This window comes from Nocardia otitidiscaviarum NBRC 14405, assembly GCF_000308635.1.
Lineage (GTDB): Bacteria > Actinomycetota > Actinomycetes > Mycobacteriales > Mycobacteriaceae > Nocardia > Nocardia otitidiscaviarum.
Window position 1 is genome coordinate 56412 of the sequence record NZ_BAGD01000032.1, and the last position, 26924, is coordinate 83335.

General features: G+C 67.5%; 29 protein-coding genes. 15 read left to right on the forward strand and 14 right to left on the reverse strand.

Annotated elements, in window-relative coordinates; genetic code table 11:
- Positions 1 to 84: 84 nt before the first annotated feature.
- Positions 85 to 1446 (forward strand): MFS transporter, encoded by a 1362-nt coding sequence (locus tag ON31_RS05120; protein ID WP_051036874.1) that lies wholly within the window; start codon positions 85 to 87, stop codon positions 1444 to 1446.
- A 143-nt stretch (positions 1447 to 1589) separates the two neighbouring features.
- Here the strand turns inward: ON31_RS05120 and ON31_RS05125 are convergent, their stop codons facing one another.
- The 6 genes from ON31_RS05125 to ON31_RS05150 form a co-directional block, all read right to left on the reverse strand.
- Positions 1590 to 3197, reverse strand: coding sequence for an alpha-L-fucosidase (locus tag ON31_RS05125; protein WP_081592233.1), 1608 nt, complete (start codon positions 3195 to 3197; stop codon positions 1590 to 1592).
- Between the two features lie 67 nt (positions 3198 to 3264).
- Complete coding sequence (locus ON31_RS05130) at positions 3265 to 3777, reverse strand: hypothetical protein (protein WP_039809755.1); 513 nt, start codon at positions 3775 to 3777, stop codon at positions 3265 to 3267.
- 52 nt (positions 3778 to 3829) lie between these two features.
- On the reverse strand, positions 3830 to 4327 hold the full coding sequence (locus ON31_RS05135) for a hypothetical protein (RefSeq protein ID WP_147287040.1): 498 nt from the start codon (positions 4325 to 4327) through the stop codon (positions 3830 to 3832).
- 20 nt (positions 4328 to 4347) lie between these two features.
- Positions 4348 to 5547 carry a DUF6973 domain-containing protein gene (locus tag ON31_RS34470; protein ID WP_051036876.1) on the reverse strand — a complete coding sequence of 400 codons (1200 nt, stop codon included), beginning with the start codon at positions 5545 to 5547 and terminating at the stop codon, positions 4348 to 4350.
- Positions 5544 to 5849, reverse strand: a complete 306-nt coding sequence (locus ON31_RS05145; RefSeq protein WP_039809759.1) for a type VII secretion target — start codon at positions 5847 to 5849, stop codon at positions 5544 to 5546. Before ON31_RS05145 ends, ON31_RS34470 begins: the two co-directional genes overlap by 4 nt.
- A gap of 13 nt (positions 5850 to 5862) precedes the next feature.
- Entirely contained in the window at positions 5863 to 6189 is a 327-nt protein-coding gene (locus ON31_RS05150) for a YbaB/EbfC family nucleoid-associated protein (protein WP_039809761.1), read from the reverse strand.
- A gap of 358 nt (positions 6190 to 6547) precedes the next feature.
- On the opposite strand from ON31_RS05150, the gene rpsH reads away from it, so the two are divergent.
- The 9 genes from rpsH (at position 6548) to map (ending at position 12041) form a co-directional block, all read left to right on the forward strand.
- Entirely contained in the window at positions 6548 to 6946 is a 399-nt protein-coding gene (gene rpsH / locus ON31_RS05155; protein ID WP_029923644.1) for a 30S ribosomal protein S8, read from the forward strand.
- Positions 6947 to 6960: 14 nt separating this feature from the next.
- On the forward strand, positions 6961 to 7500 hold the full coding sequence (gene rplF, locus ON31_RS05160; RefSeq protein WP_039809764.1) for a 50S ribosomal protein L6: 540 nt from the start codon (positions 6961 to 6963) through the stop codon (positions 7498 to 7500).
- A 3-nt stretch (positions 7501 to 7503) separates the two neighbouring features.
- Positions 7504 to 7911 carry a 50S ribosomal protein L18 gene (gene rplR, locus ON31_RS05165; RefSeq protein ID WP_029923646.1) on the forward strand — a complete coding sequence of 136 codons (408 nt, stop codon included), beginning with the start codon at positions 7504 to 7506 and terminating at the stop codon, positions 7909 to 7911.
- Positions 7912 to 7966: 55 nt separating this feature from the next.
- Positions 7967 to 8593 (forward strand): 30S ribosomal protein S5, encoded by a 627-nt coding sequence (gene rpsE / locus ON31_RS05170; RefSeq protein ID WP_029923647.1) that lies wholly within the window; start codon positions 7967 to 7969, stop codon positions 8591 to 8593.
- 1 nt (position 8594) lies between these two features.
- Positions 8595 to 8774: a 50S ribosomal protein L30 gene (gene rpmD / locus ON31_RS05175; protein WP_029923648.1), complete on the forward strand. Its 180-nt coding sequence runs from the start codon at positions 8595 to 8597 to the stop codon at positions 8772 to 8774.
- A gap of 3 nt (positions 8775 to 8777) precedes the next feature.
- A complete protein-coding gene (rplO, locus tag ON31_RS05180; protein ID WP_029923649.1) occupies positions 8778 to 9221 on the forward strand; it encodes a 50S ribosomal protein L15 in 444 nt (147 codons plus the stop codon).
- Positions 9222 to 9378: 157 nt separating this feature from the next.
- The gene (gene secY, locus ON31_RS05185) at positions 9379 to 10698 is read left to right on the forward strand and encodes a preprotein translocase subunit SecY (RefSeq protein ID WP_029923650.1); all 1320 of its coding nucleotides are present in this window, start codon (positions 9379 to 9381) and stop codon (positions 10696 to 10698) included.
- Positions 10695 to 11240: an adenylate kinase gene (locus ON31_RS05190; RefSeq protein ID WP_029923651.1), complete on the forward strand. Its 546-nt coding sequence runs from the start codon at positions 10695 to 10697 to the stop codon at positions 11238 to 11240. The genes secY and ON31_RS05190 overlap by 4 nt, the downstream gene beginning before the upstream one ends.
- On the forward strand, positions 11241 to 12041 hold the full coding sequence (gene map / locus ON31_RS05195; RefSeq protein WP_039809769.1) for a type I methionyl aminopeptidase: 801 nt from the start codon (positions 11241 to 11243) through the stop codon (positions 12039 to 12041).
- 163 nt (positions 12042 to 12204) lie between these two features.
- Here the strand turns inward: map and ON31_RS05200 are convergent, their stop codons facing one another.
- The 8 genes from ON31_RS05200 to ON31_RS05235 all read right to left on the reverse strand — a co-directional run bounded on the left by ON31_RS05200 (position 12205) and on the right by ON31_RS05235 (position 21109).
- Positions 12205 to 12807 (reverse strand): AAA family ATPase, encoded by a 603-nt coding sequence (locus tag ON31_RS05200; protein WP_039809829.1) that lies wholly within the window; start codon positions 12805 to 12807, stop codon positions 12205 to 12207.
- 54 nt (positions 12808 to 12861) lie between these two features.
- Positions 12862 to 13305, reverse strand: coding sequence for a D-aminoacyl-tRNA deacylase (dtd, locus tag ON31_RS05205; protein WP_039809771.1), 444 nt, complete (start codon positions 13303 to 13305; stop codon positions 12862 to 12864).
- A gap of 36 nt (positions 13306 to 13341) precedes the next feature.
- Entirely contained in the window at positions 13342 to 14559 is a 1218-nt protein-coding gene (locus ON31_RS05210; RefSeq protein ID WP_039809774.1) for an acetyl-CoA acetyltransferase, read from the reverse strand.
- An 8-nt stretch (positions 14560 to 14567) separates the two neighbouring features.
- Positions 14568 to 16268: a class I adenylate-forming enzyme family protein gene (locus ON31_RS05215; protein WP_039809775.1), complete on the reverse strand. Its 1701-nt coding sequence runs from the start codon at positions 16266 to 16268 to the stop codon at positions 14568 to 14570.
- A gap of 25 nt (positions 16269 to 16293) precedes the next feature.
- The gene (locus tag ON31_RS05220; protein ID WP_039809777.1) at positions 16294 to 17475 is read right to left on the reverse strand and encodes an acetyl-CoA C-acyltransferase; all 1182 of its coding nucleotides are present in this window, start codon (positions 17473 to 17475) and stop codon (positions 16294 to 16296) included.
- A gap of 218 nt (positions 17476 to 17693) precedes the next feature.
- Positions 17694 to 18674 (reverse strand): LLM class F420-dependent oxidoreductase, encoded by a 981-nt coding sequence (locus ON31_RS05225; RefSeq protein ID WP_039809780.1) that lies wholly within the window; start codon positions 18672 to 18674, stop codon positions 17694 to 17696.
- Complete coding sequence (locus ON31_RS05230) at positions 18671 to 20131, reverse strand: carotenoid oxygenase family protein (RefSeq protein WP_039809782.1); 1461 nt, start codon at positions 20129 to 20131, stop codon at positions 18671 to 18673. The genes ON31_RS05225 and ON31_RS05230 overlap by 4 nt, the downstream gene beginning before the upstream one ends.
- 69 nt (positions 20132 to 20200) lie before the next feature.
- Positions 20201 to 21109: a winged helix-turn-helix transcriptional regulator gene (locus ON31_RS05235; RefSeq protein WP_255221988.1), complete on the reverse strand. Its 909-nt coding sequence runs from the start codon at positions 21107 to 21109 to the stop codon at positions 20201 to 20203.
- A 203-nt stretch (positions 21110 to 21312) separates the two neighbouring features.
- On the opposite strand from ON31_RS05235, the gene ON31_RS34475 reads away from it, so the two are divergent.
- The 5 genes from ON31_RS34475 to ON31_RS05260 form a co-directional block, all read left to right on the forward strand.
- Positions 21313 to 23148: a hypothetical protein gene (locus tag ON31_RS34475; RefSeq protein WP_051036877.1), complete on the forward strand. Its 1836-nt coding sequence runs from the start codon at positions 21313 to 21315 to the stop codon at positions 23146 to 23148.
- Positions 23145 to 23933 (forward strand): ESX secretion-associated protein EspG, encoded by a 789-nt coding sequence (locus ON31_RS05245; RefSeq protein WP_039809786.1) that lies wholly within the window; start codon positions 23145 to 23147, stop codon positions 23931 to 23933. Before ON31_RS34475 ends, ON31_RS05245 begins: the two co-directional genes overlap by 4 nt.
- Before the next feature lie 156 nt (positions 23934 to 24089).
- Positions 24090 to 24413: a hypothetical protein gene (locus ON31_RS05250; protein ID WP_039809788.1), complete on the forward strand. Its 324-nt coding sequence runs from the start codon at positions 24090 to 24092 to the stop codon at positions 24411 to 24413.
- Between the two features lie 21 nt (positions 24414 to 24434).
- Complete coding sequence (locus tag ON31_RS05255) at positions 24435 to 24935, forward strand: YbaB/EbfC family nucleoid-associated protein (protein WP_039809790.1); 501 nt, start codon at positions 24435 to 24437, stop codon at positions 24933 to 24935.
- Between the two features lie 17 nt (positions 24936 to 24952).
- Positions 24953 to 26924: WXG100-like domain-containing protein (locus ON31_RS05260; protein ID WP_039809793.1), on the forward strand; the 1972-nt coding region annotated here is incomplete at its 3' end.

The following is a 26924-nucleotide window of genomic DNA, read 5'->3' on the forward strand; positions in this document are numbered from 1 at the left end:
ATGTGACGCAGATAACTACCGTGGTCGCACCCGGCGTGATGAGGCGCCGGGGTTTGCGAGAGAGTGAGACCCACGGTGACGACCATGAAAGACAACCCGCCACCGAACGAGCCGACGGGTGCGGTGCGCACGCCGGTTCGGCGCACCAGCCTGCGACGGGTGGCGGCGGCCAGTTCGATCGGCACCACGATCGAGTTCTACGACTTCTTCATCTACGGCACCGCCGCCGCGCTGGTGTTCCCGACGGTGTTCTTCCCGGCGGCCGATCCGTCGACGGCCACCCTGGCGTCGTTCGCGACCTTCGCGGTCGCCTTCTTCGCCCGGCCGGTGGGCGCGATCCTGTTCGGCCACTTCGGCGATCGGATCGGCCGCAAGCGCACCCTGGTGTGGACGCTGCTCATCATGGGCTTCGCCACCGTCGCCATCGGTCTGCTGCCGGGGTACGACTCCGGGGCCTTCGGGTTGTTCCCCGATGGCATCGGCATCTGGGCGCCGGTGCTGCTGGTGGCCATGCGCTTTCTCCAAGGGTTCGCGGTCGGCGGTGAATGGGCCGGGGCCACGCTGCTCACCGCGGAGTACGCGCCGCCGGGCAAGCGCGGCCTGTACGCCATGTTCCCGCAGCTCGGTCCCGCCTTCGCGTTCTTCCTGTCCAGCGCCACCTTCCTGATCGCGAGCCGCACCCTCGGCACCACCAGCGACGCATTCTTGGACTACGGCTGGCGGATCCCGTTCCTGCTGTCGTTCGCGCTGGTCGGCGTGGGGCTGTGGGTCCGGCTGGCGGTCGCGGAGACACCGGTGTTCCGGGATCGGGTGCGCGAGCACGCACCGGCCGCGCGCAACCTGCCCTTCCTGGACGCCGTGCGATACCAGCCCAAGGAGATCCTGATCGCGGCGGGCGCGCTGACCAGCCTGTTCTCGCTCTTCTACACGGGCACGGCCTTTCTCACCAGCTACGGTGTCGGCACCCTGAAGCTGTCCCGCGACTACATCCTCACCATGGGGATGCTCGCCGCGATCGTCTTCGGCCTGGCCACCGCGGCCTCGGCGCTGTGGTCGGATCGAGTGGGCCGCCGCCGCGTCATCATGGTCTCCTGCGCCGCCGCGGTGCCCTGGACCCTAGCGCTCTTCCCGATTCTGGATATCGGCGGTCCGGCCGCCTTCGCCGTCGGTTTGTTCGGCACCCTCGCGATCTTCGGTATCGCCTACGGTCCGGCGGGTGCGCTGCTGCCGGAGATGTTCCAGGCCCGCTACCGCTACACCGGTGCGGGCATGGGCTACAACCTGGCGGGCATTCTGGGCGGCGCGCTGCCGCCGCTGATCGCCACCAAACTGCTCGCCGGTCCCGGCTCGTTCTGGGTGGGTGTGCTGCTGGCGGCGTTGTCCGTGGTCAGCGTGGTGTGCACCCGGCTGATCGTGGAGACCAAGGACCGCAGCATCGACGCCTGAGTCGCGCGTCGGCGTAGTACGGGCCGTGCGTTCGGCCCGTGCGGAGGCCCCGGTGCCTACACCGTTCGAGACCCATGAGGGGGCGCTCGACCGCAGGCGTCGGGGCCGTTGCGTACCGAACCTCGCCCGGGGCACGCCGTGTCTCATCCGTGCGTCACCGCCACGACCGGCGCGAAGGCCCCGGTGAACTCCGCGTCCAGCACCGTATCGTCGCCGTCGCGGCGCGCCTGTGCAGATGCACTGGAGCCGAGCAGGCGTGCCGGGCCGTCGAGCCGGATGTCCCGCAACGTCACCGGGCCGGTCGGTCGGCCCAATACGATCGCGTACACCTGAGATCCCTTGCGCGTGAACATGACCGGCGTCCCGTCGGCGGTCCGCGCCGAGGAGACCTGCCACGGCCGGGAACCGTCCATCGCCTCGCCGTTCACCCGCAGCCAGGCCCCGATGGCGTCCAGGCGGCGTTGCTGTTCGGGCACGATCTCCCCGGTGCCGGTGGGGCCGACGTTCAGCAGCAGCGCCCCGTTGTTGGCGGCGGCCTGCACCAGGCTGGTCAGCAGTTCCTCCGGCGGCGCGTAGTCCGTGTCGGTCTCCTGCCGGTTGTATCCGAACGATCCGCCGATACCGCGGTCCTGCTGCCAGAACTTCTCCTGCACGGTGTCGAACCCGGTGTACTCCGGGGTGCGGAAGTCGCTGTGCGGCACGTCGGGCGGTGTGGTGACCCGCTCGGCCGCGCCCGGCTCGGCCAGCACCCGCCGCATGACCTGGTCGAAGATCCACCGCACGGGGTCGAGTGAGATGACCTCGCGTAGGAACGACGCCGTCTCCCACCGGTCGTTGACCACCCCGTCCGGCACGGTGTTGTAGTAGTCGGCGAACAGCGCGTTGAGCCGCTGCTGCCCGGTCGGCCAGCCGATGTCGTTCCAGAGCAGATCGGGTTCGTACCGTTCGATGAGTTCCCGCACCTGCGCCTCCGCGTACTCGGGATAGCCCTGCGCGTAGGGCCCGAACGCATAGTCGCCGAGGGTCTCGACCACCGCCGGATGGAAGGTCCAGTCCACGCCGCCCGAGTAGTAGAGCCCGAACCGCATCCCCTGTGCCCGCACCGCCCGCGCGAGTTCCCCCACCAGATCGCGCGTCGAATGGAATTCCGGCGCATGCGGATTCCGCACTGCGGTCGGCCACAGCGAATACCCGTCGGCATATTTGGCCGTCAACACCACATAGGACGCACCGCTCTCCCGAAACGTCCGCGCCCAGGCGTCGGGATCCCACGCGTCCAGCCCACGCTCGAACTCCAGCGCCAGATCCGCATACCCGGCATCGCCGTACCGCTCCCGATGAAACGCGGCCGCAGGCGACCCCGGATCCTTGATCTGATTCGCGTAGTCCTCCGCATACGGACTCCGCGTCAGCGCATGCCCGTAATCCTCCCGCAGCGTCTCCGCGAACGTCCGCCCCACCGGCGCGAACCCCGGCACCGAATACGGCCCCCAATGCAACATGACCCCGAACTTCGCATCCCGAAACCACCCCGGCAACGGATGCGACCGCACCGACCCCAACGAAGCCTCATACGGCCCCGAAGTCGTCATCCGAGCCTTGGCATCATCCCGCCGCCCCCACCACCACGACCCCACCCCGAGCACCGCCGCCACCACGACCGCGCACACGGTGAGCCCGGCGGTCCCGAGCATCGCGTAGCGGCCGATGCGACGCGGCAACGACCTGAATCGCGAACCCTGCCTGCTCATGCCTCGAACGTAGGCGCGCCGCCGACTGCTGTCGTCGTACCACAGGGGGACGCCGGTGTAGTCCCTATTACTGAGGAACGATCCAGCGCTCGGCGTCGACTGTCAGAACGGACTCCTTGGTCAACACATCGTGGTCGCCGAACTGAATGATGCTGACCGCTTCCGGCCACCGGACCGTCTGAACAGGCTGCCCGCCCCTCGTGAACAGGTAGAACTCCGGCGGATAGGATTCCTCGAATCCTGCGGAGGTGGGAAGGTTTTCCCAGCAGTACTCCGTCCCGGCGTTCCTGTTCAATTTCCCCGCAGTTGTGCCGGTAGATACCTGCACCATTCTGTCCCACTCGTCGGACCACCCAGCCGCGCGAGTCACATCTACCATCAGGAACGGCTCCGCACTGCGGCTGAAATACGTCAGCTTTGCATTCAACCGCTCACCGGATCCGAGTGGCTCGGCCTTGTCGTGCAGATCGAATGTCGATGTGCAAACGGGTACCGCGAGATCTTCCTGCGGAGTGCTGGAGCAGCCACCGAGAAAGATTGCCGCCACAGCAGCCACTGCGATCTTTCGAGCCTTCAACATTGTCTCTTCACCGTTGCCGGAACGCTTCCCCTGGTCATCCGCCTGTTCATTACTACGGGTGGGCGACTATCCAGCCGTTGCCGTCAGAAGAGAGGAGGGAATCCCGCGTCAGCGCGCCGTGATCACCGAACTTGAGCTCGCCGACCACGTCCGGCCACGGAACTACCTGAACGGGTTCCTTGTTCTTGATGAAGAGGTAGTACTCCTGTGGCCGGTATCCTTCGCCGTCGGATTCCGGTAGATTTCTCCAGCAGCTTTCCGTTTCAGCCTTGTGGTTCAGCTTGCCGTCGGTGATATTCGTCCGTACCTCGACGACACGGTCCCAGTCCTCGATCCATCCCGCCGCCGCGGTAATATCGCCCAGGCGGTAGCTTCCCTCTCGATTGCTGAAGTCCTCCAACGCCGCGTTGAAGCGGTCGCTGGAGCCAAGTGATTCGGGAACCTCGAGCAGGTCGAATGTCGATTCGCATCTGGGCACCGCAAGGTCTTGCTGCGACGTTTCGGAGCAGCCGCTCAGCCAAACAATCGCGATAGCCGCGAAAACTCCCATTCTAGTGTTGTGCATCCTCATCACCGTCCCGGGAGCGGTACGTAAGTACCAGGCTTCAGGCCTGTGTCCTGCTCGGGGATTCCGTTCGGACCACCGCTCCACCCGATTTGTGGAGCTCCTCCGTCTGTACTGGAGCCGATGACGACCGCGCGGCCCTGGTTTATGGCTTCTACCACCTTGATCTTCAGTTCCTCCGGAGTGGCGCCGGGGTTCTCGACTGCTATCCGTCGGCCTAGATCGTTGTTGTGGAGGTCCATCGCCTCACGATGGGAAGGTTGACCGCCGGAATATTCGTGTGCCGTGGCGTATCTCGCAGCGAACTCTTCGCTGAAGTGCGTGGTCATAAGTGCATTCCAGTATGCGTGCCGAAAAGCATCGCCCTGCCCGTCGTTGACGGAATCCGGAAAGACTTCTTGCGCAGTATTCGTCGCTTGTGTCTTGATGTCATAGAATTCCTGTAGCTTCCAGGGGGCTTTCGTTGCGATGTCTTCCAGAGCGCTTATCTCGGACTTGGTCATCGCCACCGGCACGAAGTTCGGGTTGAAGACGAGGATGGCATCGAGCAAGGCGCCGCTCGGCCACACCTCCATCTCCTCCGTACCGACCTGGTTCTCCAACAGGATGCTGGCCAGCTTTGGATCCGTGGGGATGTTGGCAAGGCCGTACTTGACTCGATCCGTCAAATCCTCGACCACTCCGGCAATCTCGTAGGTTGCCGCGTCTGTCGATCTGATCTTCGTCAGCGCCTCTCGAAACTTGTTGCCGATCGTGAGGATTTCGAGCTCTTTCTCGGCGATGGCGGTCAGTGGAGCCCACCAGTTCGAGTTGGCTGTCTCATAGTTCGATTGGTGCGACTTCACCTCGCCGTGGTCGCTGTAGAACAGCTCCCATTTCGAGTCCTCGGTCTCGGCGACGGCTTCCTTCAGACGGTCCAATTCGGTCTCGAACGTGTCCACGATGGGCGTGATTTTGCCCGCCAGCTTCTCGTAGATGTCGACCGTGGCCAGACCGTCCGTCTTCTCGTTCGCGCTGCGTTCCCTGGCCTTGGTACCGCCGTCACCGACGAAGTAGTCGTCGGATTTCGCGAACTCGTCCGCCACCGCGGTCATCTCCTGCTCGATCTCCGGGCCGACCCGCTGCAGTGTGGTCACGACGTCGCGCAGATGGCTCAGGTTCCAACCGAGCAGTACCGGGACGGTGAGCTTGGACTCCTCGCTCATCTCGGCATCATCTCCGCGTTGTTGTTGTCCATTGTCTCGGCCATGGCCGCGGAGGCATCGGTTTTGTCCGCGATCTCTCGGAGGGTGCGGACATGGTAATTCTCGAGCACCGTGTCGAGGGTTTTCAGCGTTTCCTCGATGGAGACGGCGATCGCCGAGTGCGCCATCCCGCCCCCTTCCTGGCTGCGGGCGGCATCGCGGCTGGTTCCCGCTACCGGCGCTTTTCCGGAGATCGCGTTGGCGCGGTCGCGGATATGCGTGGCGAGCGCCCGCATCTTCTCCGGGTCGAATCCGACGGTCATCCCTGCCTGCCCCCTACACCGAATACGTGATCGGAGTCGGCCGGTCGTCGTCCCATTCCGCGGCTGTGGGCCGAACGGTCGGGCGCGGTGCGGTCAGCTGCTCGAATACCCGCTGGGCGGCGGCCTCCACCTCCTCGCTCGCCTTGCGGTGCAGCGCGGCGATCACCCGGGCCAGGTTGTCCGGATCCGCGCTCATGGCGTGCGGCGCGATCCGGATGGACGTAATCATCTTGTAGGCGTCGACCTCGATGGATACCACCCCACCGTTGGATTGCGCCCGCCCTCGCACTCGAGATATCGCCTCGTCGATCCGTTCGGCGCGGTCCGCGTCGCCGGTCATCCCCACCCGCCTTCGAAACATCCTCGCCCGCAACCCGATCCGCGGTGCGCCTGGTGACGGGTGAACTTACGCGACCGCGTTGTCGGTCGGCAATCCGCGCGGTCGGGCGATCGTCGCCGGTCAGTCACGTGTCGGATCGATCACCCGGATTTGGCGAGACCAGCGGCGTTGCCTACACTAGACCGGTTGCTCGGGCACACCTGTGTCCGCATGCGTCCGCGTGCGGCGTGTTCCGGGCCGCTGTGAATCATCCGGTCGACATGCTGTCGGCCGGACCGAGCCGAATTGTCGTAGGCCCACGACCGCCCGTGTGACGGTGCTGAATGGGAACCGCGGCGAGAAAGGTAGCGGTCAACCTATGACCATGACTGATCCGATCGCAGACTTCCTCACCCGTCTGCGCAACGCCAACTCGGCGTACCACGATCAGGTGAAGGCCCCGCATTCGAAGCTCAAGGCGAACATCGCCGAGATCCTCAAGCGTGAGGGCTACATCGCCGACTACCGCTCCGAGGATGCGGAGGTCGGTAAGACCCTGATCGTCGACCTGAAGTACGGCCCGAGCCGTGAGCGCTCCCTGCAGGGTGTGCGTCGTGTCTCGAAGCCCGGTCTCCGTGTGTACGCGAAGTCCACCAACCTGCCCAAGGTGCTCGGCGGCCTCGGCGTGGCGATCATCTCCACGTCGTCCGGTCTGCTCACTGACCGTCAGGCCAAGCAGCAGGGCGTGGGCGGCGAAGTCCTCGCCTACGTCTGGTAAGGGAGGTAGGAACAATGTCGCGTATCGGTAAGAAGCCGATCACAGTTCCCGCCGGTGTCGAGGTGACCATCGACGGCCAGCGCGTCACGGTGAAGGGTTCCAAGGGCACCCTGTCGCACGTGGTCGCCGAGCCGATCGTGGTGACCAAGGCCGAGAGCGGTGAGCTCGAGGTGGCCCGCCCGAACGACGAGCGTCAGAACCGCTCGCTGCACGGTCTGACCCGCACCCTGATCAACAACATGATCGTCGGTGTGACCCAGGGCTACGAGAAGAAGATGGAGATCTTCGGCGTCGGTTACCGCGTGCAGGCCAAGGGTTCGAACCTGGAGTTCGCCCTGGGCTACTCGCACCCGGTTCCGGTCGAGGCCCCGGAGGGCATCACCTTCGCGGTCGAGTCGCCCACCAAGTTCTCCGTGTCCGGCATCGACAAGCAGAAGGTCGGCCAGATCGCCGCGGTGATCCACGGTCTGCGCAAGCCCGATCCGTACAAGGGCAAGGGCATCCGCTACGCCGGTGAGGTCGTGCGCCGCAAGGTCGGAAAGACGGGTAAGTAAGCCATGGCACAAACTGACAACCAGAAGGCCCGGCGCAAGCCGGCCGGCACGGATGTTTCGACCGCGCGGCGTCTGTCGAAGACCCGCCGTCACTTCCGTCTGCGCAAGAAGATCGCCGGAACCACCGAGCGTCCGCGTCTCGTGGTGAACCGCTCCTCGCGGCACCTGCACGCCCAGCTGGTGGACGACTCGGCCGGCAAGACCATTGCCGCCGCGTCCACCATCGAGGCCGATGTGCGCGCGTTCGAGGGCGACAAGTCCGCCAAGAGCGCCAAGGTCGGCGAGCTGCTCGCCGCCCGCGCCAAGGCCGCCGGTGTCGAGGCGGTCGTGTTCGACCGTGGTGGTCACGACTACCACGGCCGTATCGCGGCCCTCGCCGATGCCGCTCGCGAAGGTGGGCTGAAGTTCTGATGATCAACACTGTGCACATTGCAGGCCCCGCCTGCGTGAACGGAAGGACTGTCTGATGCCGGGACGTCAGCGGCGTGACGGCGGCAACGGACCCGCCGGACAGAACAGCAATGACCGCGACAACCGGGGTCGCCGCGGCGACCGCCGGAACGAGCAGGCGGCCGAGAAGACCAACCAGCTCGAGCGCGTCGTCGCCATCAACCGTGTCTCCAAGGTCGTGAAGGGTGGTCGTCGCTTCAGCTTCACCGCCCTCGTGATCGTGGGTGACGGCAACGGTCTGGTCGGCGTCGGCTACGGCAAGGCCAAGGAAGTTCCCGCGGCCATCCAGAAGGGTGTCGAGGAGGCTCGCAAGGGCTTCTTCCGCGTTCCCATGATCGGCTCCACCATCACCCACCCGGTTCAGGGTGAGGCGGCCGCCGGTGTGGTCATGCTGCGTCCGGCTTCGCCCGGTACCGGTGTGATCGCCGGTGGTGCGGCGCGTGCCGTGCTGGAATGCGCCGGCATCCACGACATTCTGGCCAAGTCGCTGGGTAGCGACAACGCCATCAACGTTGTGCACGCGACCGTTGCCGCGCTGAAGATGCTCCAGCGTCCGGAAGAGGTGGCCGCCCGCCGCGGTCTGCCGATCGAGGATGTCGCTCCTGCGGGCATGCTGCGTGCGCGTGCCGGACAGGGAGTCTGACATGGCTGAGCTCAAGGTGACCCAGATCAAGTCGAGCATCGGCGCCAAGGCGAATCAGCGCGAGTCGCTTCGCACCCTCGGGCTGCGCGGTATCCGCAAGTCCGTGGTTCGCGAGGACAACCCGCAGAACCGTGGCCTGATCAATGCCGTGCGCCACCTCGTTCAGGTTGAGGAGGTTTAAGGCATGACCATCAAGTTGCACCACCTGCGTCCTGCCCCGGGAGCCAAGACCGAGAAGACCCGTGTGGGTCGCGGTGAGGCGTCCAAGGGTAAGACCGCGGGCCGCGGTACCAAGGGTACGAAGGCTCGCAAGAACGTTCCCGTCCGCTTCGAGGGCGGGCAGATGCCGATCCACATGCGTCTGCCCAAGCTGAAGGGCTTCACCAACCCGTTCCGCACCGAGTACCAGGTCGTGAACGTCGGTGATATCGCCGCGAAGTTCCCCCAGGGCGGCGAGATCGGCAAGGCCGAGCTGGTCGCCGCGGGCCTCGTTCGCAAGAACGAGCTCGTGAAGGTGCTCGGCGAGGGCGAAATCGGTGTGGCCGTTCAGGTTTCCGCCGACAAGTTCTCCGGCTCCGCCAAGGAGAAGATCACCGCGGCCGGTGGCACTGCCACCGAGCTGGCCTGACGGTAGGCTGAAAACACAGCGGCACCGGACGAGTGGAGAGCTCGTCCGGTGCCACTGTTAAAGTTCAAGTGTTGTCTGCCAACACCGTCATGGGGATCGGCGTTTCCCGCAATCGCTGAAGCCATGGCCTGACCCATGTCGTTAGCCAGGAGGATCTGTGCTTTCCGCCTTCGTGTCGGCTTTCCGGACCCCGGACTTACGGCGGAAGATTCTCTTCACGCTGGGCCTCGTCGCGCTCTACCGCGTCGGTGCCGCGCTGCCCTCACCGGGCGTCGACTACCAGAACATCCAGAAGTGTGTGGATCTGGTCTCCGGTGGTGATTCCGCCGGTATCTACCAGCTCATCAATCTTTTCTCCGGCGGCGCGCTGCTGCAGCTGTCCGTGTTCGCGATCGGCATCATGCCCTACATCACCGCGAGCATCATCATCCAGCTGCTGACCGTCGTCATTCCGCGGTTCGAGGAACTGCGTAAAGAAGGCCAAGCGGGTCAGACGAAAATGACCCAATACACCCGGTACCTGTCGATCGCGCTGGCGGTCCTGCAGGCGACGGGTCTGGTGGCGCTCGCAGCGCGCGGACAGCTGCTGCGCGGGTGCCCCGACGACATCCTGGCCGATACCTCCATCTTCGGCATGATCATCATCGTGCTGGTCATGACCGCCGGTGCGGCGCTGGTCATGTGGTTCGGTGAGCAGATCACCGAAAAGGGCGTCGGCAACGGTATGTCGCTGCTCATCTTCGCCGGTATCGCGGCTCGCATTCCGTCCGAGGGCAAGATGATCTGGGACAGCGGGTCCCACATGAAGTTCGCCCTGGTCGTACTGGCCGCCTTCGCGGTCATCGTCGCGGTCATCTTCGTGGAGCAGGGTCAGCGCCGGATTCCGGTGCAGTACGCCAAGCGCGTGGTGGGCCGCAAGATGTACGGCGGTTCGTCGACCTACCTGCCGCTCAAGGTCAACCAGGCCGGTGTCATCCCGGTGATCTTCGCGTCCTCGCTGCTGTACCTGCCGAACCTGGTGGCGCAGCTGACGCAGGACACCTCCGGCGATCCCGCCTGGTGGCAGGAGCAGATCCAGAAGTATCTGGTCAATCCGAGCAACCCGGTGTACGTGACGATCTACTTCGCGTTGATCGTGTTCTTCACCTACTTCTACGTCGCGATCACCTTCAATCCGGAGGAGCGCGCGGACGAGATGAAGAAATTCGGCGGCTTCATTCCGGGTTACCGTCCGGGCAAGCCGACCGCGGACTATCTGAACTTCGTGCTGAGCCGCATCACCCTGCCGGGCTCCATCTACCTCGGCGCGGTGGCGGTGCTGCCGAATGTCTTCCTCAATATGGGCAATAACACCGGTGTGCAGAACTTGCCGTTCGGCGGTACTGCGGTGCTGATCATCGTGTCCGTCGGCCTCGATACGGTCAAGCAGATCGAGAGCCAGCTGATGAATCGAAATTACGAAGGGTTCCTCAAGTGAGAGTTGTTCTGCTCGGACCGCCGGGGGCTGGCAAGGGTACGCAGGCCGTTCTGCTGTCGGAAAAGCTGGGTGTGCCGCACATCTCCACCGGGGATCTCTTCCGCGCCAACATCAGCCAGCAGACCGCGCTGGGTCGCGAGGCGCAGAAGTACATGGACGCCGGGAACCTGGTTCCCAGCGATGTCACCAATCGCATGGTCGAGGCCCGCATCGCCGAACCGGACGCGGTGAACGGCTTCGTGCTGGACGGCTACCCGCGCACCGTCGATCAGGCGGAGGCGCTGGAGAAGATGCTGACCCAGGCCGACAAGAAGCTGGACGCGGTGCTCTGCTTTGTGGTCGCCGAGGACGTGGTGGTGGAGCGCATGCTCGCCCGCGGCCGCGCCGACGACAACGAGGAGACCATCCGCAACCGCATGCGCGTCTACCGCGAGGAGACCGAGCCGCTGCTCGAGCATTACGACGGGCTGGTGGTGACGGTCGAGGGCGTCGGCGAGATCGATGAAGTGAACGCGCGGGCGCTCGAAGCGCTGGGTCGCTGAATGGTCTTCGGGCGCAAGCACAAGAAGGTGGTGCCGTTCCGCACCGCCGGTGAACTGGACGCCATGACGGCGGCCGGCGCTGTCGTCGGCCGCGCCCTGGTGGCGGTGCGCAACGCCGCCAAGCCCGGGGTCTCCACCCTGGAGCTGGACGAGGTGGCCGAGCAGGTGATCCGCGAGGCCGGGGCGATCCCGTCGTTCAAGGGCTACCACGGCTTCCCCGGCTCCATCTGTTCATCGGTCAACGACCGGGTGGTGCACGGCATCCCGTCGACCGAGGATGTGCTGGCCGAGGGCGATCTGGTGTCCATCGACTGCGGCGCGATCCTCGACGGCTGGCACGGCGATTCGGCGTGGACCTTCGGTGTCGGCAGCCTCATCGAGGCCGACCGGCTGCTGAGCGAGGCCACCAAGATGTCCATGGAGGCCGGGATCGCCGCCATGGTGGCGGGCAACCGCCTCACCGACGTCTCGCACGCCATCGAACTCGGCACCCGCGCTGCCGAGGCCGAGCACGGCCGCGCCTACGGCATCGTCGACGGCTACGGCGGCCACGCCATCGGCCGCGAAATGCATATGGACCCCTTCCTCCCCAACGAGGGCAAGCCCGGTAAGGGCCCCACCCTCGTGGTCGGTTCGGTCCTGGCCATCGAGCCCATGCTCACTCTCGGCACCACGGAAACCAAGACCCTGGAAGACGACTGGACCGTGGTCACCACCGACGGCTCCCGCGCCGCCCACTGGGAGCACACGGTCGCCGTCACCGAGGACGGCCCCCGCATCCTGACTCTGCGCCCGGAGTAGACGGCATGCCCGAAGGCACCCGCATCGGCCACGCTGAGCGGGTGCCTTCGCCTATACGAGGGCCCGGTGACCCTGCGCGGCGAGGAGCCCATCCGCACCGATGCCGCTGGATCTCCGAGGTGGTGCCCGCCACCCGGGACCTGTGCGCCTGAATCTCCGGGGACTAGAACCGGATATGTCGGATGCCAACTCCGGCCCGCCGCAGCCGGGCACGGAATCGGCCGTCGGTATTCGGCGCGAGCCGGAGTCCGCAGGATTCGGCTATTCGATCGGCCACCTGCGTGACCCCGATGTCGTCGGTGTGAATGTGCTCGGCGAACTCGGTGTCTTGGAGCGCGTCCAGGCAGCGGTCCACATTGGCGGCGGCGAAGGTGTCGCCGCGCAGACCGAGTCGGATCAGGGAACGCTCCCGCAGACGCTCGAGGACGGTTTCGCGACGGGCCAACAGGGCGAAGTGCTTGACGTCATGGCCGGTTTCGCGCAGTCGGCCGACCGTCTCGGCGAAGTAGGCCGGGTTCACTACGGTCATCGGGGCAATGACGGTTCCGTCGTGCTCGTTCAGCACCAGATCCAGCACCTCGAACACCCCCTGCCGCCAGGCGGGCAGGTCCTGGAAGTCGCCGCGCAGCGCGCGCGGCATGGTCCGGTGCAGCCCGAATCCCACCATTTCCGGATCGCACACCACACTGCCGGGCAGGCGGCGATGGAGTTCGTATGCGGTCTGGGTCTTGCCGCCCCCGAAGGGGCCGTTGATCCACACGAGCATGACCGCCACAGTACCGAGGGAGCAGGCCGCCGCGCGGTCACGCCGAATCCGGGGTCAGCCTTCCAGCAACAGCGTGACCGGGCCGTCGTTGACCAGCTCCACGTGCATATGCGCGCCGAACCGCCCGGTCGCGACCGTCGCACCGAGTTCACGCAGGGTGGTGGCGAAGGCGTCGACCAAGGGTTCGGCCACCGATCCCGGGGCAGCGGCCGACCAGGAGGGCCGACGACCCTTGGCGGTGTCGGCGTAGAGGGTGAACTGACTGATGACGAGAATGGGCGCGTCGAGATCAGCGGCGGAGCGTTCACCATCGAGGATGCGCAGCCGAAACAGCTTGTCGGCCAGAGCTTTCGCGGTGGCACCGGTATCGCTGTGGGTGACGCCGACGAGCGCGACCAGGCCGTGCGGCGCACCGTGCCCGGCCGGATCGATCCGACCCACCACCTCACCGTCGACGGAGACCGCCGCCGAACTCACCCGCTGCACCAGTACTCGCACGGAACCCGATCTTTCCATCCCATGCGCGTCGATCGTTCACGCGGCCTCGACCACGAAGCTGGCGACCGTGGTCGCGCTGCCGCCGATATTGACGGTGGCGTAGCGGCGGGCTCCGGGGAGTTGGCAGTCGCCCGCTTGGTCGGTGACCTGCCGGTAGGCGTCGAGGAGCATGCGGACGCCGGTCGCGCCGACGGGGTGGCCGATGCCGATGAGGCCGCCGCCGGGGTTGATCGGGGTGGTTCCGTCGCGGGCGATCGCGCCGGATTCGATGGCCTTCCAGCTCTCGCCGGGCGGTGTGAGGCCGAGGTGGTCGATGGCGAGGTATTCGGACATGGAGAAGCAGTCGTGTACCTCGATGCCGTCCACCTCGGTGATATCGGTGAGGTGGGCGCGGTCGAGGGCGTCGCGCACGGTCTGCCGCAGGTGCGGGAACACGTAGGGGTCGTCGACGGCGGCGCGGAGTTTGGCGTCCAGGGGCAGACCGACGGTGCGATGCCCCCAACCGGTGATCGTCGCGTACGGCACACCGCCACGCCGTTGCAGGAACCGATCCGAGACCAGCACCACGCCCGCCGCCCCATCGGTCATCTGGCTGCAATCCTGGCGGCGCAGCATCCCGGCCACCGGTGGGTTGGCGGTGTCGTCGGCGGTGAAGCTCTCGGCCGTGAACGACCAATCGCGGGTCTGCGCCAGCGGATTGGCGCGGGCATTGCCGATATTGAGTTCGCTGATCGCGCGCAGGTGGGCGGCGTCGAGCCCGTACCGGCGGTCGTATTCGTCGGCGATGGCGGCGAACATGGTCGGCCACACGAAGTCGGTGTCCGGTGCCTCGTGTCCGGCCCAGGCGGCGGCCCCCAGATGGCGGGCGGCCTGCGCGCCGGGCACCGTCTTCTCCAGCTCCGCGCCGAGCACGAGCGCACAGTCGTAGCGTCCGGATTCCAGATCGGCCATGGCGGCCAGCACGGCCATACTGCCGGAGGCGCAGGCGGCCTCGTGTCGGCTGGCGGGTACGCCCCACAGTTCGGGCAGTACGGTCGCGGGCATGCCGCCGAGCTGCCCCTGCCCGGTGAACAGCTGGCCGAAGGCATTGCCTACGTGCACAACGCCGATATCGGACGCGTCGATTCGCGCGGCTTCCACTGTGCGCGATATGTTCTCACCGATCAGCGCGTCGAACTCGCGGTCGGCCCGGTGCCAGTTGACGGCGAAATCGGTCTGGCTACCACCGAGGATGTGAACAGCATTGGTGGACATGTGAACTCCTAATCCTGGGCGGCGAGAGTGTCGCGCAGCTCCCGCCGCAGAATCTTGCCGACCGGGTTGCGCGGCAGCGCCTCGACGAGCTCGAGCCGTTCGGGCAGTTTGAACGAGGCCACCTCCAGTGCCCGCAGATGTGCGACCAGATCGGCGAGGGTGACGGTGGCCCCGGCCGCGGGCACCACGAAGGCGCAGCACTTCTCACCGAGCACCGGATCCGGATATCCGACGACCGCCACCTCCGCCACCCCGGGATGATCGGTGAGCAGCCCTTCGATCTCCGCGGGCGCGATATTCATCCCGCCGCGAATGATGATCTCCTTCGCCCGGTCCACGAATCGCAGATACCGCCCGTCCTCGCCGCGGAGCTCGAAAATGTCACCACTGCACAGGAATCCGTCCGCGTCGAACGGTTCCGTGGCGGCGGCGCCCGGCAAATATCCGCCGAATACGGCCGGGCCACGCAACCGCAGCTCACCCCGCCCGCCGGGTTCGGTCACCGTCTTGCCGGTGGTGAGATCGACCAGCTTGACCGCCGTGCTCTCGGCCAGCCGCGTGGACCACCGCACCCCGGGCGCTCCGTAGTGCGGCAGATGCTGCGCCCGCATGGTCGGGTCCGGAATGTCGGCGGGCGCGCCGAGCAGGCATACGCCCTCGTTGGACCCGAAATAGTTGAGCACCTCGATTCCGAACTCCTCCTGCCAGCGGCGCACCACACCCGGTGGCAGCGGTGCCCCGCCCGAGCCCACCCGCCGCAGCGAGCCGAGGTCGGTGCTCGCCCGCAGCGCGTCGTTCTGCACGAGCATGGTGAGCAGCGCGGGCGGCATGCTGGTGTGGGTGACGCGGTGCTTGGCGATCTGCCCGAAGAACACCGGCAGGTCCAGCGGTTGGTGCTGCACCAGATGTCCGCCCACCAGCAGCCACGGCAGGAACGAGCCCGCGAACCCGGCCATGTTCACCATGGGAAAGGGGTTGAGCACCACCGCGTCCGGGGTGAGCTGGAGCCCGTCCTGTACCCCGCGCGCCATGGCCAGCCAGTCCCCGTGACAGCGTGGCACCCCTTTCGGTGCGGCCTCGGTGCCGCTGGTCCAGCAGATGGTGACCCGGTCGTTGACCGTCACCGCCAGCCCGGACTCGTACTCGCGCACCCGCTCTCGCGCCGCGGTGTCCGTCTCGTCCAGGACGACGGCGCCATTCGCCGCATCGGGTCCGAAGGCGAAGACAGTCCGCACCACCTCGCCCGCCTCGAGTGCGAGCTTCCGGTCGGCCAGCCGCCCCACCGTGATGACGGCGGTCGCGCCGGTGGCGGCCACGATGCCGGAGAGTTCGTGCCGCCGATAGGAGACAGGCATGGGGGTGGCCACCGCGCCGAGCCGCCACAGCGCGAAGTACACGGCCGTGAGCGCCACCGAGTTCGGCAGCAGGACGGCGACGGTATCGCCCTGCCGAACCCCGTGCGCGAACAGTACGCTCGTCAGATCGAGGGTGTAGTCGTCGAATTCGCGCCAGGAGAGGGTGCGCGGCGCGGCGCCGGTGAGGTCGGCGAGATTGGCCGGATCGCTGACGGCCGCCGCATCGGGTGTCGCGTCGACTCGTCGCCGCAGCGCCTGCGGCAGCGTCTCCGGTTCCCACCACCCTCGGTCGAGGTAGTGGCGGACGGTCTCGTCGGGGTGGCAGGTGGGGATGGGGCGGGCTGACTCGGACATCGTTGTTCCTGAGGGGGAGTGGTGACTAGTGGAGACGTCGCAGCACCATGGCCGCACCCAAGCCGAGGGCCGCGGGAATGGTGACGAGTGCGAATTCGCCGTCGATGCGGGCGAGTTCGTCGAGGGCCTGGGCGATGAGGATCCCTCCGGTCGCACCGAGCGGATGGCCGACCGCGACCGCGCCGCCGTTCGGATTCACCCGCTTCGGATCGAGCCCGAGTTCGCGGGTGAGCACCAGCGGGGTGACGGCGAATGATTCGTTGACCTCCGCCACATCGAGATCGGCGGCGTCGATACCGGCGCGGCGCAGTGCTTTCCGAGCGGCGGTGACCGGTGCGGTGAGCAGCGGGGAGCGCACGGCGGTCTGCGCGGTGCCGACGATCTGGGCGAGGGGTCGGCGGCCGAGAGTGTCGGTGGCGGCGAGATTGCCGATGACGACCGCCGATGCGCCATCCGCCAATTGCGGTGCGGTCGCCAGGGTGTGCAGTCCCGCCGCCGGGCGGGGTGCGTCCGGCAGCCGGCGCGCGACCCGATCCCAGCCGGCATCCTCCCCGAAAAGCGCCGGCAGCGCCCCGAAATCGGCTGTGTCGGCGTCGGGCCGCGCGCCCTCGTCGGTGTAGAGCAGGACGGTGCCGCCCTTGCGGGCCGGGATCACGGAGCGGGATACCGTGGCGGCGGCTCGACGATGGGACGTCACAGCGTAGGCATCCAGTTCTTCCCGTTGGATCCCGTATCCGGCGGCGGTCAGATCCGCCGAGACCCCGATGGTCACGAACCCGGTGCGTTCACCGAGGTCCGCGTCGGTGGCGATGGCGGGCCGGTCCGAGAGCATCGGCACTCGCGACATCGACTCGACCCCGCCCGCCACGATCACATCGGCGTATCCGGCCGCCACCCGCGCCGCCGCGCTCTCGATGGCGTCCAGCCCGGAACAGCACAGCCGCGACACCACCCCGCCCGGCACGGAATCCGGCCACCCGGCCCACAGTTGGGCGGCGCGGGCGATATCGCCCGCCTGCTCGCCCGTCGCGGTATTGACCCCGACGACGACATCGTCGACCACTTCCGGCGGGCAGCAGCGATTCTCCAGCGCCGTCAGCAGCTGACCGAACATCTCGTACGGCGGCAGTTCGGCGAGGGTGCCCCCGGTTCGGCGCACCCGCCCGCGCGGCAGTCGCACCGCGTCGTAGATGTAGGCGTCAGCCACGACCCACCGCCTGCGTAGCGACCGCCCCGGCCACAGCGTGGAGCGGCTGCAACGCGGCTCCCGCGCCCGGCCACGGGGTGGAGACCCGCGCGCGCTTGTCCAGCTGTGGGTACGCGGCTCGGGTGCGCGTGTGCGGCGGTGAGTCCGAGACTCGCCTCCTCTTGCCCGGTCGTGGCCCCGTGGACGGCGTCCCGGCGTGGGCCGGTATCGAGCGGGTGTCACACATCCCTGACCTCCGTGAGTATTTCGAGGGTGCGCAGACCCGCCGGGTCGTCGGCGGTGGTGACCGGGACGACGACCACTTCTTCGGCTCCCGCGTGCCGGTAGGCGGCAATGCGGTCGGCCAGCGTGTCCGGGTCGCCGAACGCACCGACCGCGTCGGCGAGGCGGTCGGGTACTGCGGCCGCCAGGTCGCGGGGATGCGCACCGGAGTGGGCCAGCCGCACCGTGTCACCGAATCCGGCGGCGGTGAACATGGCGTCGTAGCCGGGTGCCCGCAGGTAGGCCACCAGGCCGCGCCGCACGGTCTCGTACATCTCCGGCGTGGGCTGCGCCGCTGCCGTCACCCAGACCGACAGTGCTGGACACGGCCGTCCGGCACGGGCCGCGTGGGTGCGGACGGCCCGCGCGCAGCGCGAGACCTGCTCGGGCGTCACCAGATTGAGCACCACGCGGTCCGCCGTCCGTGCCGCGACGGCCAGTGCCCGATCCCCGAAAGCGGCGACGGTCAGTTCGCATCGGGGTGCGGGCAGGCGCAGCCGATAGCCGTGCGTGCGTTCGGTCTGCCCGTCGAAGCCCACCTTCGCGCCGTCCACGAACCCACGCACGATTCGCGCCGAGTCCTCCAGATGCTGTGCGGTACTGCGTCTTTCCCGTCCATGCCAGTCCCGGACCACCACGGTGCTGGAGGTTCCGAGCGCGACCCCGACCTGTCGCCCCGTCAGCGCGGCCACGCTGGCCGCGCCCATGGCGATGGTCGCCGGAGTGCGCACATCCACCGCCAGCGGCCCGATGCACAGCGGAATCCGGCCTGGCCCCGTGCCGATGGCCGTGGCCAGTGCGAAGGCGTCGAAGGTGGCCATCTCACCCACCCACAGCCGCCGGTAGCCGAGCTTGTCGGCGGTCTCGGCCACCCGTAGCGCGTCCATGGCGTCGCGATCCTGCCAATACGGCAGGCTCACACTGAGTCTGGTGCTCATGCGACCGGTCGCGCCGCCGCGCGCATGCGTTCCCCGCTCACCCAGGTGGCGTGGAAGCCCAGCGGTACCCGCACCGGCAGCCCGAGTCGGCAGACCGGACCGGCCGCGAGGTCGGCGGCGTCGAAGACCCACACCTCGCCGAGTCCGGTGTGCGCGTTGTGCGCGAACATGGTGAGCCAGGCTTCGTCCTCCCCGTCGCCGTCGGCGCGCGGCACCACGGTCAGTTCACTGCCGAAGATCCCGTCGCCGAAGGGCTGGGTGTGCTTGGCCCCCGTCAGCACGTCGTATTTGATCACCGCGTCGAACAGCATGGTGCGGTCCACCGACAGCCGCATCTGGTACGACCAGCGTCCGCGCCGCCCGGTCGCTCCCTGGTCGATGGCCGGGAATTCGGTGTTGACGTCGTCGAGCGGTTCTTCGACGGTCGCCCCGGTCCGCAGGTTGAACCGATACCGGTACAGCGTGGCCTCGGGGCGAAGATACGCGAGCAGTTGTGCGAGCGGATGCGTCCGGTCCGACACCGGGCTGGGGCGCGCCACCCGGCAGGCCACCATGACGATCTCGTCGCCGTCCTCCCAGGCATTGACGGTGTGGTAGATGTATCCCGGCTTCGCCTCGAACCACCGCACTTGCGCGCCGTCCCCGCGTCGCGGCAATACCGCGAAGCGAGAAGGCAATTCGCGATCGAAGAAGAGTTTGAACCGTCCCGCCGCCGCAGCTCGCGGATCGTTGTACAGCGGCAGATCCATGAGAATCGACCAGTTCTCGGTGATCGCCATATCGTGCGGCAGTCGCGGCCCCGGCAATTCGATCCCGGTGTAGTGGGTGACCAGCCCCGATGGATCCGCGACGCCGTATCGCAGGTAAGGCGCATTGATCCCGTAGTCGAAGAACACGAATTCCTCCGTGCGCTCATCGACCTTCGCGTGCGCCGACACCTCGCCCGGCAGCGTGCCCCCGAACTCGTCCGTGCCGCGTGTCTCCAATGTGATCGGGTCCACCGCATAGGGTTTGCCCGCCCGGTACCACAGTGCCAACAGATTCCCGTGGTGGAACACCACATCCGTATTCGCCGCGTTCCGCTCCCGCCGATCTCCGGCCGGATTGCCCTCCCACGGCTCGATCACGCCGCGCCACAGGGCGGTTCCCGCCGCCCGCTCGGCTTCGAACTCCCGGGTCCGCACATACCGATTGCGATAGGTGGCCTTCCCGCCGTCGAAATGCACCGCGTGCAGCATCCCGTCTCCGTCGAACCAGTGATAGCGCCCCAGCGGGGCGAACTGCGGGTTCGGCCCGTTGCGCACATACACGCCGTCGAGGTCGGCGGGCAGTTCCCCGGCCAGTACCGGCAATTCGGTCGCGGTGACCTCCTCGGCCGTCGGCGCGTACGGACCTTCGAGATAGGGATTCGCCAGGGCCTCGGCGGCCGGTGCGATGAGTTCTTCCCTGAGCGTCATGGGAGTGCCTCCGAATGCGGCCGGGTGACCCGTCCGCGTATCACTACAGTTAGTGAAGTGATACGCGTCTCAATCCTTCGTGTCAACCCCCGGCAAGGGCTCGAAACGCACGGCAGTGCGGCCCAGTCGCGCGTCGCACCCGCGGCAGCGCAGCGCGGGCAGCAGCGTCTCCCCGCAGTCCAGATGCCGTATCCGGATCCCTGATTCGGGCCCCTCCGGATACGCCAGATCCGCCCAGGCCAGCAGGAACGCGAACACCCCGAACAGTCCCCGCCCCCGCGGCGTCAGCCGGTACTCCCGCCCGCCCGCATCCTCGGGCCGCCACAGCATGCCCGCCTCGCACAACCGGTTCAGTCGCTCGGTCAACGTCGTCGGCGACATTCGCAGCACCTCCCGGAACTCCCCGAACCGCCGCACCCCCGCCAGCGCCAACCCGGTCACCGCGGCACTCCAGCGGTCCCCGATGGCCTGCATGATCTCGTCGAACCGCACGTCCGCCCGCGCTCCGGCGGCCCCCCGGGAAGACCGCCGCCGCCCGGAGGTCAACTGCCACAGCACATCCTCGGCCAGCTCGACCGCCGTGTCATGGGTGGTGACCCCACGCCCGCACGCATGGCACATGAGCATCGGCGGCCCCCGATGCCCACACGCCCCGTGCACGAACTCCGGCAGCCGCGCCCCCTCCGCGGTCCACTCCCGCTGCCACGCCCACACGCACACCAGAATCTCCCAGGTCGCGAGCCCGAGCTCGGTCAGCCGATACTCGTGCCGATCCACCGTCCCCGCCCGCGGCACCCGCGCGAGCACTCCCGCCTCGACCAGCGCGGCGAGCCGTGCGGTCAGCACGGCGGGCGGCGCCCCCGTGTAGTCGAGCCACTGATTGAACCGGCACGCCCGCTGTGTGAAGGCATAGCGCAGGATCGTCAGCGTCAGCCGATCACCGAGTAGATCGAAGGTCGCAGCCACCGGATTGCTCACGGTGTAACGGTAACAGTTGCGATTCATTAACTGTACTAACGTGCGAGCCCGTGTGACGGCGGCTCGGCAAGCGGTGGGAAGGGTGTGACCGGCGGTGCGACTTCGCCCGACGTGGCTCTCAATGTCCTTGTGCGCCAGGGGATATCGACGGAACTAAGCTGGATTGACACCGAGCTGATCTGGCTGGACGACGGAGGCGACCGATGGCACCTGAGAACACCTTCAACTCCGACTGGGACAGCCTCACCTCCGGAGCGGAACAGTCGGCGGGCTGGCTGAAGTTCGATCCGACGGCGGTCGAAGACGCGGTGGAGCTCTGTTCGGATATGGTGCGGCAGTTCCGCTACTTCCGCAGGATGGCCGAGAACGACAAGCTCGACAACCTACCGAAGATCGGCACGTTGACCTCCGGTGACCTGCTGGCGCAGAAGCTCAGCGATCAGGGGACGGAACTGCTCACCGCGTTCGACAATCACATCGCCCTGCTCACCGATATGGCCGATGCGTTCGTGGCCGCGGGCAAGGCGTACATCGCGACCGAGACGGACAACGAGTCGGCGTTCGCCAACCTGAATCTGGACGACGCGAAGATCGAACCGGGTGTCGCGGACCTCAACCTGGAACCGACGGAGCGGCAGCCGGAATTGCACTCCTCCACCCATGTCCGGTCCCGCTACGATCCCGCCGAGCGCCCCGGCGAACTGAACGACTACGACGGTGCGAAGCGATCCGTGGATCTGTCCCACCGCCACAAGGACTCCATGCAGTGGCATGAGCTCTACGATCTGGGGCAGGCGATGGACATCGCGCCATTCGGCGCGGCGGCCGGTGTCTGGTACGACATGTCCGGCTGGCTCGATGAGCGACTGGGGAACTTCCGCAACGAGATTCAGCGATTGGACAGCAAGTGGTCCGGCGTCGGCGCGGAACAGGCCAGGCAGGCGGTCCAGGCCTATGTGACCGATACCAAGCAGCTCACCGCCGCCATGAAGGTGGTCGGCCTCAATCTCGACTACACCGCGGACTGGATGGCGTGGACATCGCAGACCATGCCGGATCAGCGCGAGGTCGACGACAAGATGTGTGAGGACACCCTCGGCAAGTATCGAGGCTTCTACCAGCGCGACTATGTGGGGCCCGCCGATGAGACCGCCTCGGTGCTGGCCATCATCAAGTCGCCGACCGTGACTTCGCCGACCATCCCGGAGCGGCCGAGCGACCCGACCGAGCGGAACCCGGGACGGGATCCGGAACGAGAGCGCTCCGCTGACCGCGATCAGCCCGGATCTCCGACGAGCCCGTCCGGGGCGGGCGCGCCGGCTACTCCGCCGCGCCCGACCCCCGCGCTGACGTCGAAGGACAAGCCCACGTCACCGGCGGCGCAAACCCTACCGACGACGCCCGCCATACCGGCCGCGCCGACGAAGCCAACCACACCGACCGCACCGACCGCGCCCGGCGGGCGGACCGGCCTCGACCACGCGAGCAGCCCCGGTGGCACCGGCGATCCCGCCCAGCTCGTCGGCATGCTGTCCTCGTTGGTATCCGCCGCTTCCCCCGCGCTGACCCAGCTGGCCTCGCAGTCGCCGACGATCGCGCAGCAGGTCGAGGCCGCCCTCGCCCGAGCGGACGACGCTCGGATCGGCGAACTGCTCGGTGTGCCCGAGGAGCGGGTCACCCAGGCGTTCGCGGAGCTTGGGCAGTCCCCGGAGAAGCTGTCTCAGCTGGGGCAGCTGCTCGGTCTGGCACCGGCCGCCGAACAGCAGCCGGTGACTCCGCCCGCGGCGTCGCCGGACCACCCGGCCGCAGCCGCGGCCGTGCCCACACCGGCGGCCGGGCAGGTCGCAACCGCACCGTCTTTCACGAATCTGTTCGGTCGTGCCGGTCTCGACGGCGGTGGTCCGGAACCGGCGGTGGGCATGGTCGAGGAGGCCGGAGTCGTGGCCGCAGCCGATCGGGCGTTCGCCCCGGTCGAACCGGTGGAATCATTTCGTGACGGGAGCGGAAGGCCGGAGGCGACGGTGGAGCGCGAGGTATGAGATGGGAGTTCACCGACGTCGAGTTCAAGGCGCTGTGCGACCGCCACCTCGACGGATTCATGCCTCCGCCACTGGTATTCACCAGCCGTACGCTGGGCGCCGACGAATTCGATCGCGAACTCATGGAAGCGGGCACGCGACTGGCGGAGCGGGTCGGCCCCGGTTTCGCCTCGGTATTCGAAACGGTCGTCCGGCCGGAGGTGCGGGTCTACTCCAGCACCTGGACTGACGGCGATATCGGCAACCCGCGCAAACGTATTCGCGTACATGGTGCGCGTCGGGGTCGGCGGGCGGTGTTGATCACCCAGCTGCCCGGTGAAACCGTCTACCACAGTGGCGGTTACACGCTGACCGAATGTGGGCCTGAGGCGCTTGCCGCCCGGATGGTCGCCGAACTTCCCCCTGCCGAGGCGGCGCGGGGGCCCAGCGTGCCGATAGTTATCGACGGCGTGCGCGAGCGGGCGGACGTCGGAGCGCGGTCGTCCATCCTCGACCCGTTCGACGACACGATGGAACCCAGCAGCGCGGCGTGGTGGGCTGAACCGGCCGCATGGAGCGGCGCCATCCAGGTGCTCCAGGCGCGGTCGCAGTACGGCCCTCGGGGAATCGCCGAGAGCACCATGCTCTGGCGAGACATTCCGGACGATGGCCGCTATCTGATCGACTTCGCCGAAGCCGAGCCGCGGGCGGTGGGCGCGAACGCCGGAAAGCTGGCCGAGCACATCGAGCAGCACGTCGACCGGATCCTTCGCCACATGGTGGATCACGGCGAAGAGGTGCAGTGACGCCGCGAAACCCGTTCCACACGACGCTGATTCGCCGAGACGACACTCGTCGTTCAAGTTGTCGACGCTATCGGTTTGCTCGCGCCTGCGACCGTGCAACGGGTACCCGTCGAGCAGGTACCAGCACGGCCCGCGCGAGCACCAGGAGCGAATGCGATGACACAGCCACTCGAGGTGTACACAGAGCAGCTGCGTAATGCCGCGACCGCTACCGGCACGGTGCAGACCAAGCTCGACTCGGTGCTGACCACGCTGAAGGCGGCGATCAACGGTCGCGGTGAACCGTGGGGCGACGACGAGATCGGCACCAATTTCGCCGACGACGCGAACGGACAGGACGGCTACCGGACGACGCGGGACGACTACCTGTCCAGCCTCGCGAATATGGCGACCACCTTCGAATCCTTCTCCGCGGGGCAGACCAAGGCCGCCGATTACTTGGAGGCGCAGGACAAAGCCAACGGCGATCAGTACCGTTAGCCACGAAAGGCCCGCTCTCCCATGGTAAATGACAATGCCCGCGCCGAGATGCATTCGCTGCTCGACGAGGTGCAGCGGCAGTTCGCGGATATCGCCCGGCTGCAACGGGAGCGAGCGCGGCTCACCGCCAGCGCCAGCGCGCGGAAGGGACGGGTGACCGTCACCGTGAACGCCGACGGTGCGATCGTGAAGACGAAGTTCAGCGCGGATATCGACGACCTGGACTATGGCGAGATCGCCGACGCGGTCACCGAAGCGGCGCAGCAGGCTTTCACCGAGGTGTCACGACGCGGTCAGGAGCTCATGGGCCCCCTGCGCGATCGCCGGGCGCGGTTGCCGAAGCTCTCGGATCTGATCGAGGGCCTGCCCGACGTCAGCGAGCAGATTCCCGTGGCGCCACCGGTTTCCATGGCCGATCCGGATGTCCGGCAGCGCCGCGTCGAGGTGGATCCGCTGTCCGCCGACGAATCCCGCGGCAATGATCGTCCGAGTACCCCCGGGGCCACCGAGACCAGCTGGTGATCTCGGAGTAATCGCAGATGGGTGATATTCCCGGCTACCTCAAGTGGCTGGAATGGGTTGCGGGGTCGGACTGGCCACACGGCGACGAGGACGCCATGTGGGCACTGGCCGACGATTGGCGTGCCGCCGCGACCGCCCTCGAACAGATCATCCCCGATATCGAGGACGCCAAGACCAAGACGTTCATCGCCTACCCGTCGGGCGAGGGCGTCGACGAGATGCGGGCGTACTTCGACAGCCTGCTCTCCGGCGATACCTCCGTCGAGAAGCTCGTCGAGGCGTTCAACGGCTTGGCGCTCGGCATCGACGACGTCGGCACCGAGATCGACTACGCCAAGATCCTGATGATCAGCTCGCTGGCCCTGCTGGCGATCGAACTCGCCGCCGCCTGGGCATTCCCACCGGCCTACCCGGCCGTCTCCGCCGCCGCGATCACGGTGACACGCATGGGTATTCGGGCCATCGCGGCCAGGATCGTCGCCGCGGTCGCGCGGCGGGTCGCGAACCTGCCCGGCCTGCTCCGGTTCCTGGCGCGGCACGTGGCCATCGATACGGCCATCGGCGTGGGCCAGGAAGTCGGGATCCAGGCCTGGCAGCTGTCCCAGGACAACCGTCGCGAAATGAACTGGGACCAGGTCATCATCAGCACCGTGAGCTCGGCGGCCGGTGGTGCGGTGGCCGGGCCGCTGGGCGATCTGGTCGGCCGCGGACTCAATGACCGGCTCGGTGACGTTCTGACCGATCGGCTGAATTTCGGTGACAAGCTGTCCGACTTCACGACCGGTGCGCTGACCGGCGTCACCGCCGGGCTGGCGGGCGGATACGCGGGATACTTCGGCGGCATCGGCGGCCAGTTCATCGTCGACTGGAAGAACGAGGGCTGGGATTCCGCCGTCGACGGCCTGAAGAACACGCAGCTCGACTGGAACGCCATGCATACCGGGGCCTTGTCCGGGGCGATCAACGGCGGGCTCTCCGGCGGCAACAAAGCTCTGGCCACCCAGCACTTTCACAATCGGTTTCCCGACATCTACAACGGCACACCGGATTTCGGCAATATGCCGCGGGTCGGCGTCTCACCCGAGGGGACGCTGCCGGGCGGACTCGTCGGCGACGGCTCCGCGCCACCACCGGGTAGCGCGGGCGATGGTTCCGGCAACGGTGCTGGCAACACCGCCGGCGACGGGACGGGCAGCACCACCGACGGCGGCGGGCGCGGTGCGGACGATGGTTCCGCCAACGGCCGCGCCGGAGACGCCGACACGGGTGGCACCCGCAGCGCGGGTGCCAACGGCGACGGCTCCGATACGACAGGTCGGACGGGGGAGCCGCACGGTGCTGGTGACGCTGCGGCGGACGGGCGTGGTGCTGGTGACAGTGCGGTGGACAGGCGCGCCGATGGGGCGGGCGATACGCGAGCGGCGGATGCCCCGGATGCCCCGACCGCCACGGGAACCGATGCACCCAGTGGGAACGACGGCGCTGGGCAGGGCAGCGGAAATCGCTCGGGCACCGGCGATTCGACGCACGGTGCGGGCGTGCCCGGTGATGCGAACGGTTCGCTGCAACCGGCGGCCGACGGCGGCCCTCGGTCCGAGGACAACGCCGGCGGCGGGGTCGGGAAGAGCGAGGGGACGAACAGCGATGCGGTGAACGACCCCGCGGATGCGTCCACGACGGCCGACTCCAGGGCCGCCGACGGCACCGGGTCGGCGGATGGCACCGGGTCGGCGGATGGCGCCGGGTCGGCGGATGGAGCTGGGTCGGCGGATGGAGTCGGTGCGCCCGCGCAGGCGGCACCGCGCGCGCCAGGCTCAGGCGCCGACCCCGGGAGCTCTGCCGAAACAGGCTCCAGCACAGTGGCTTCCGGTGCCAAGCCGGTGATCCCCACCGATGGCTCCGTAGACGGTTCCACCCCTGTCGCGCTGCCGCCCCAGGGCGCGGTGTCGGCACCGCCCGGAGCGCCGACCGCCGCCGCACCGCAGTCAC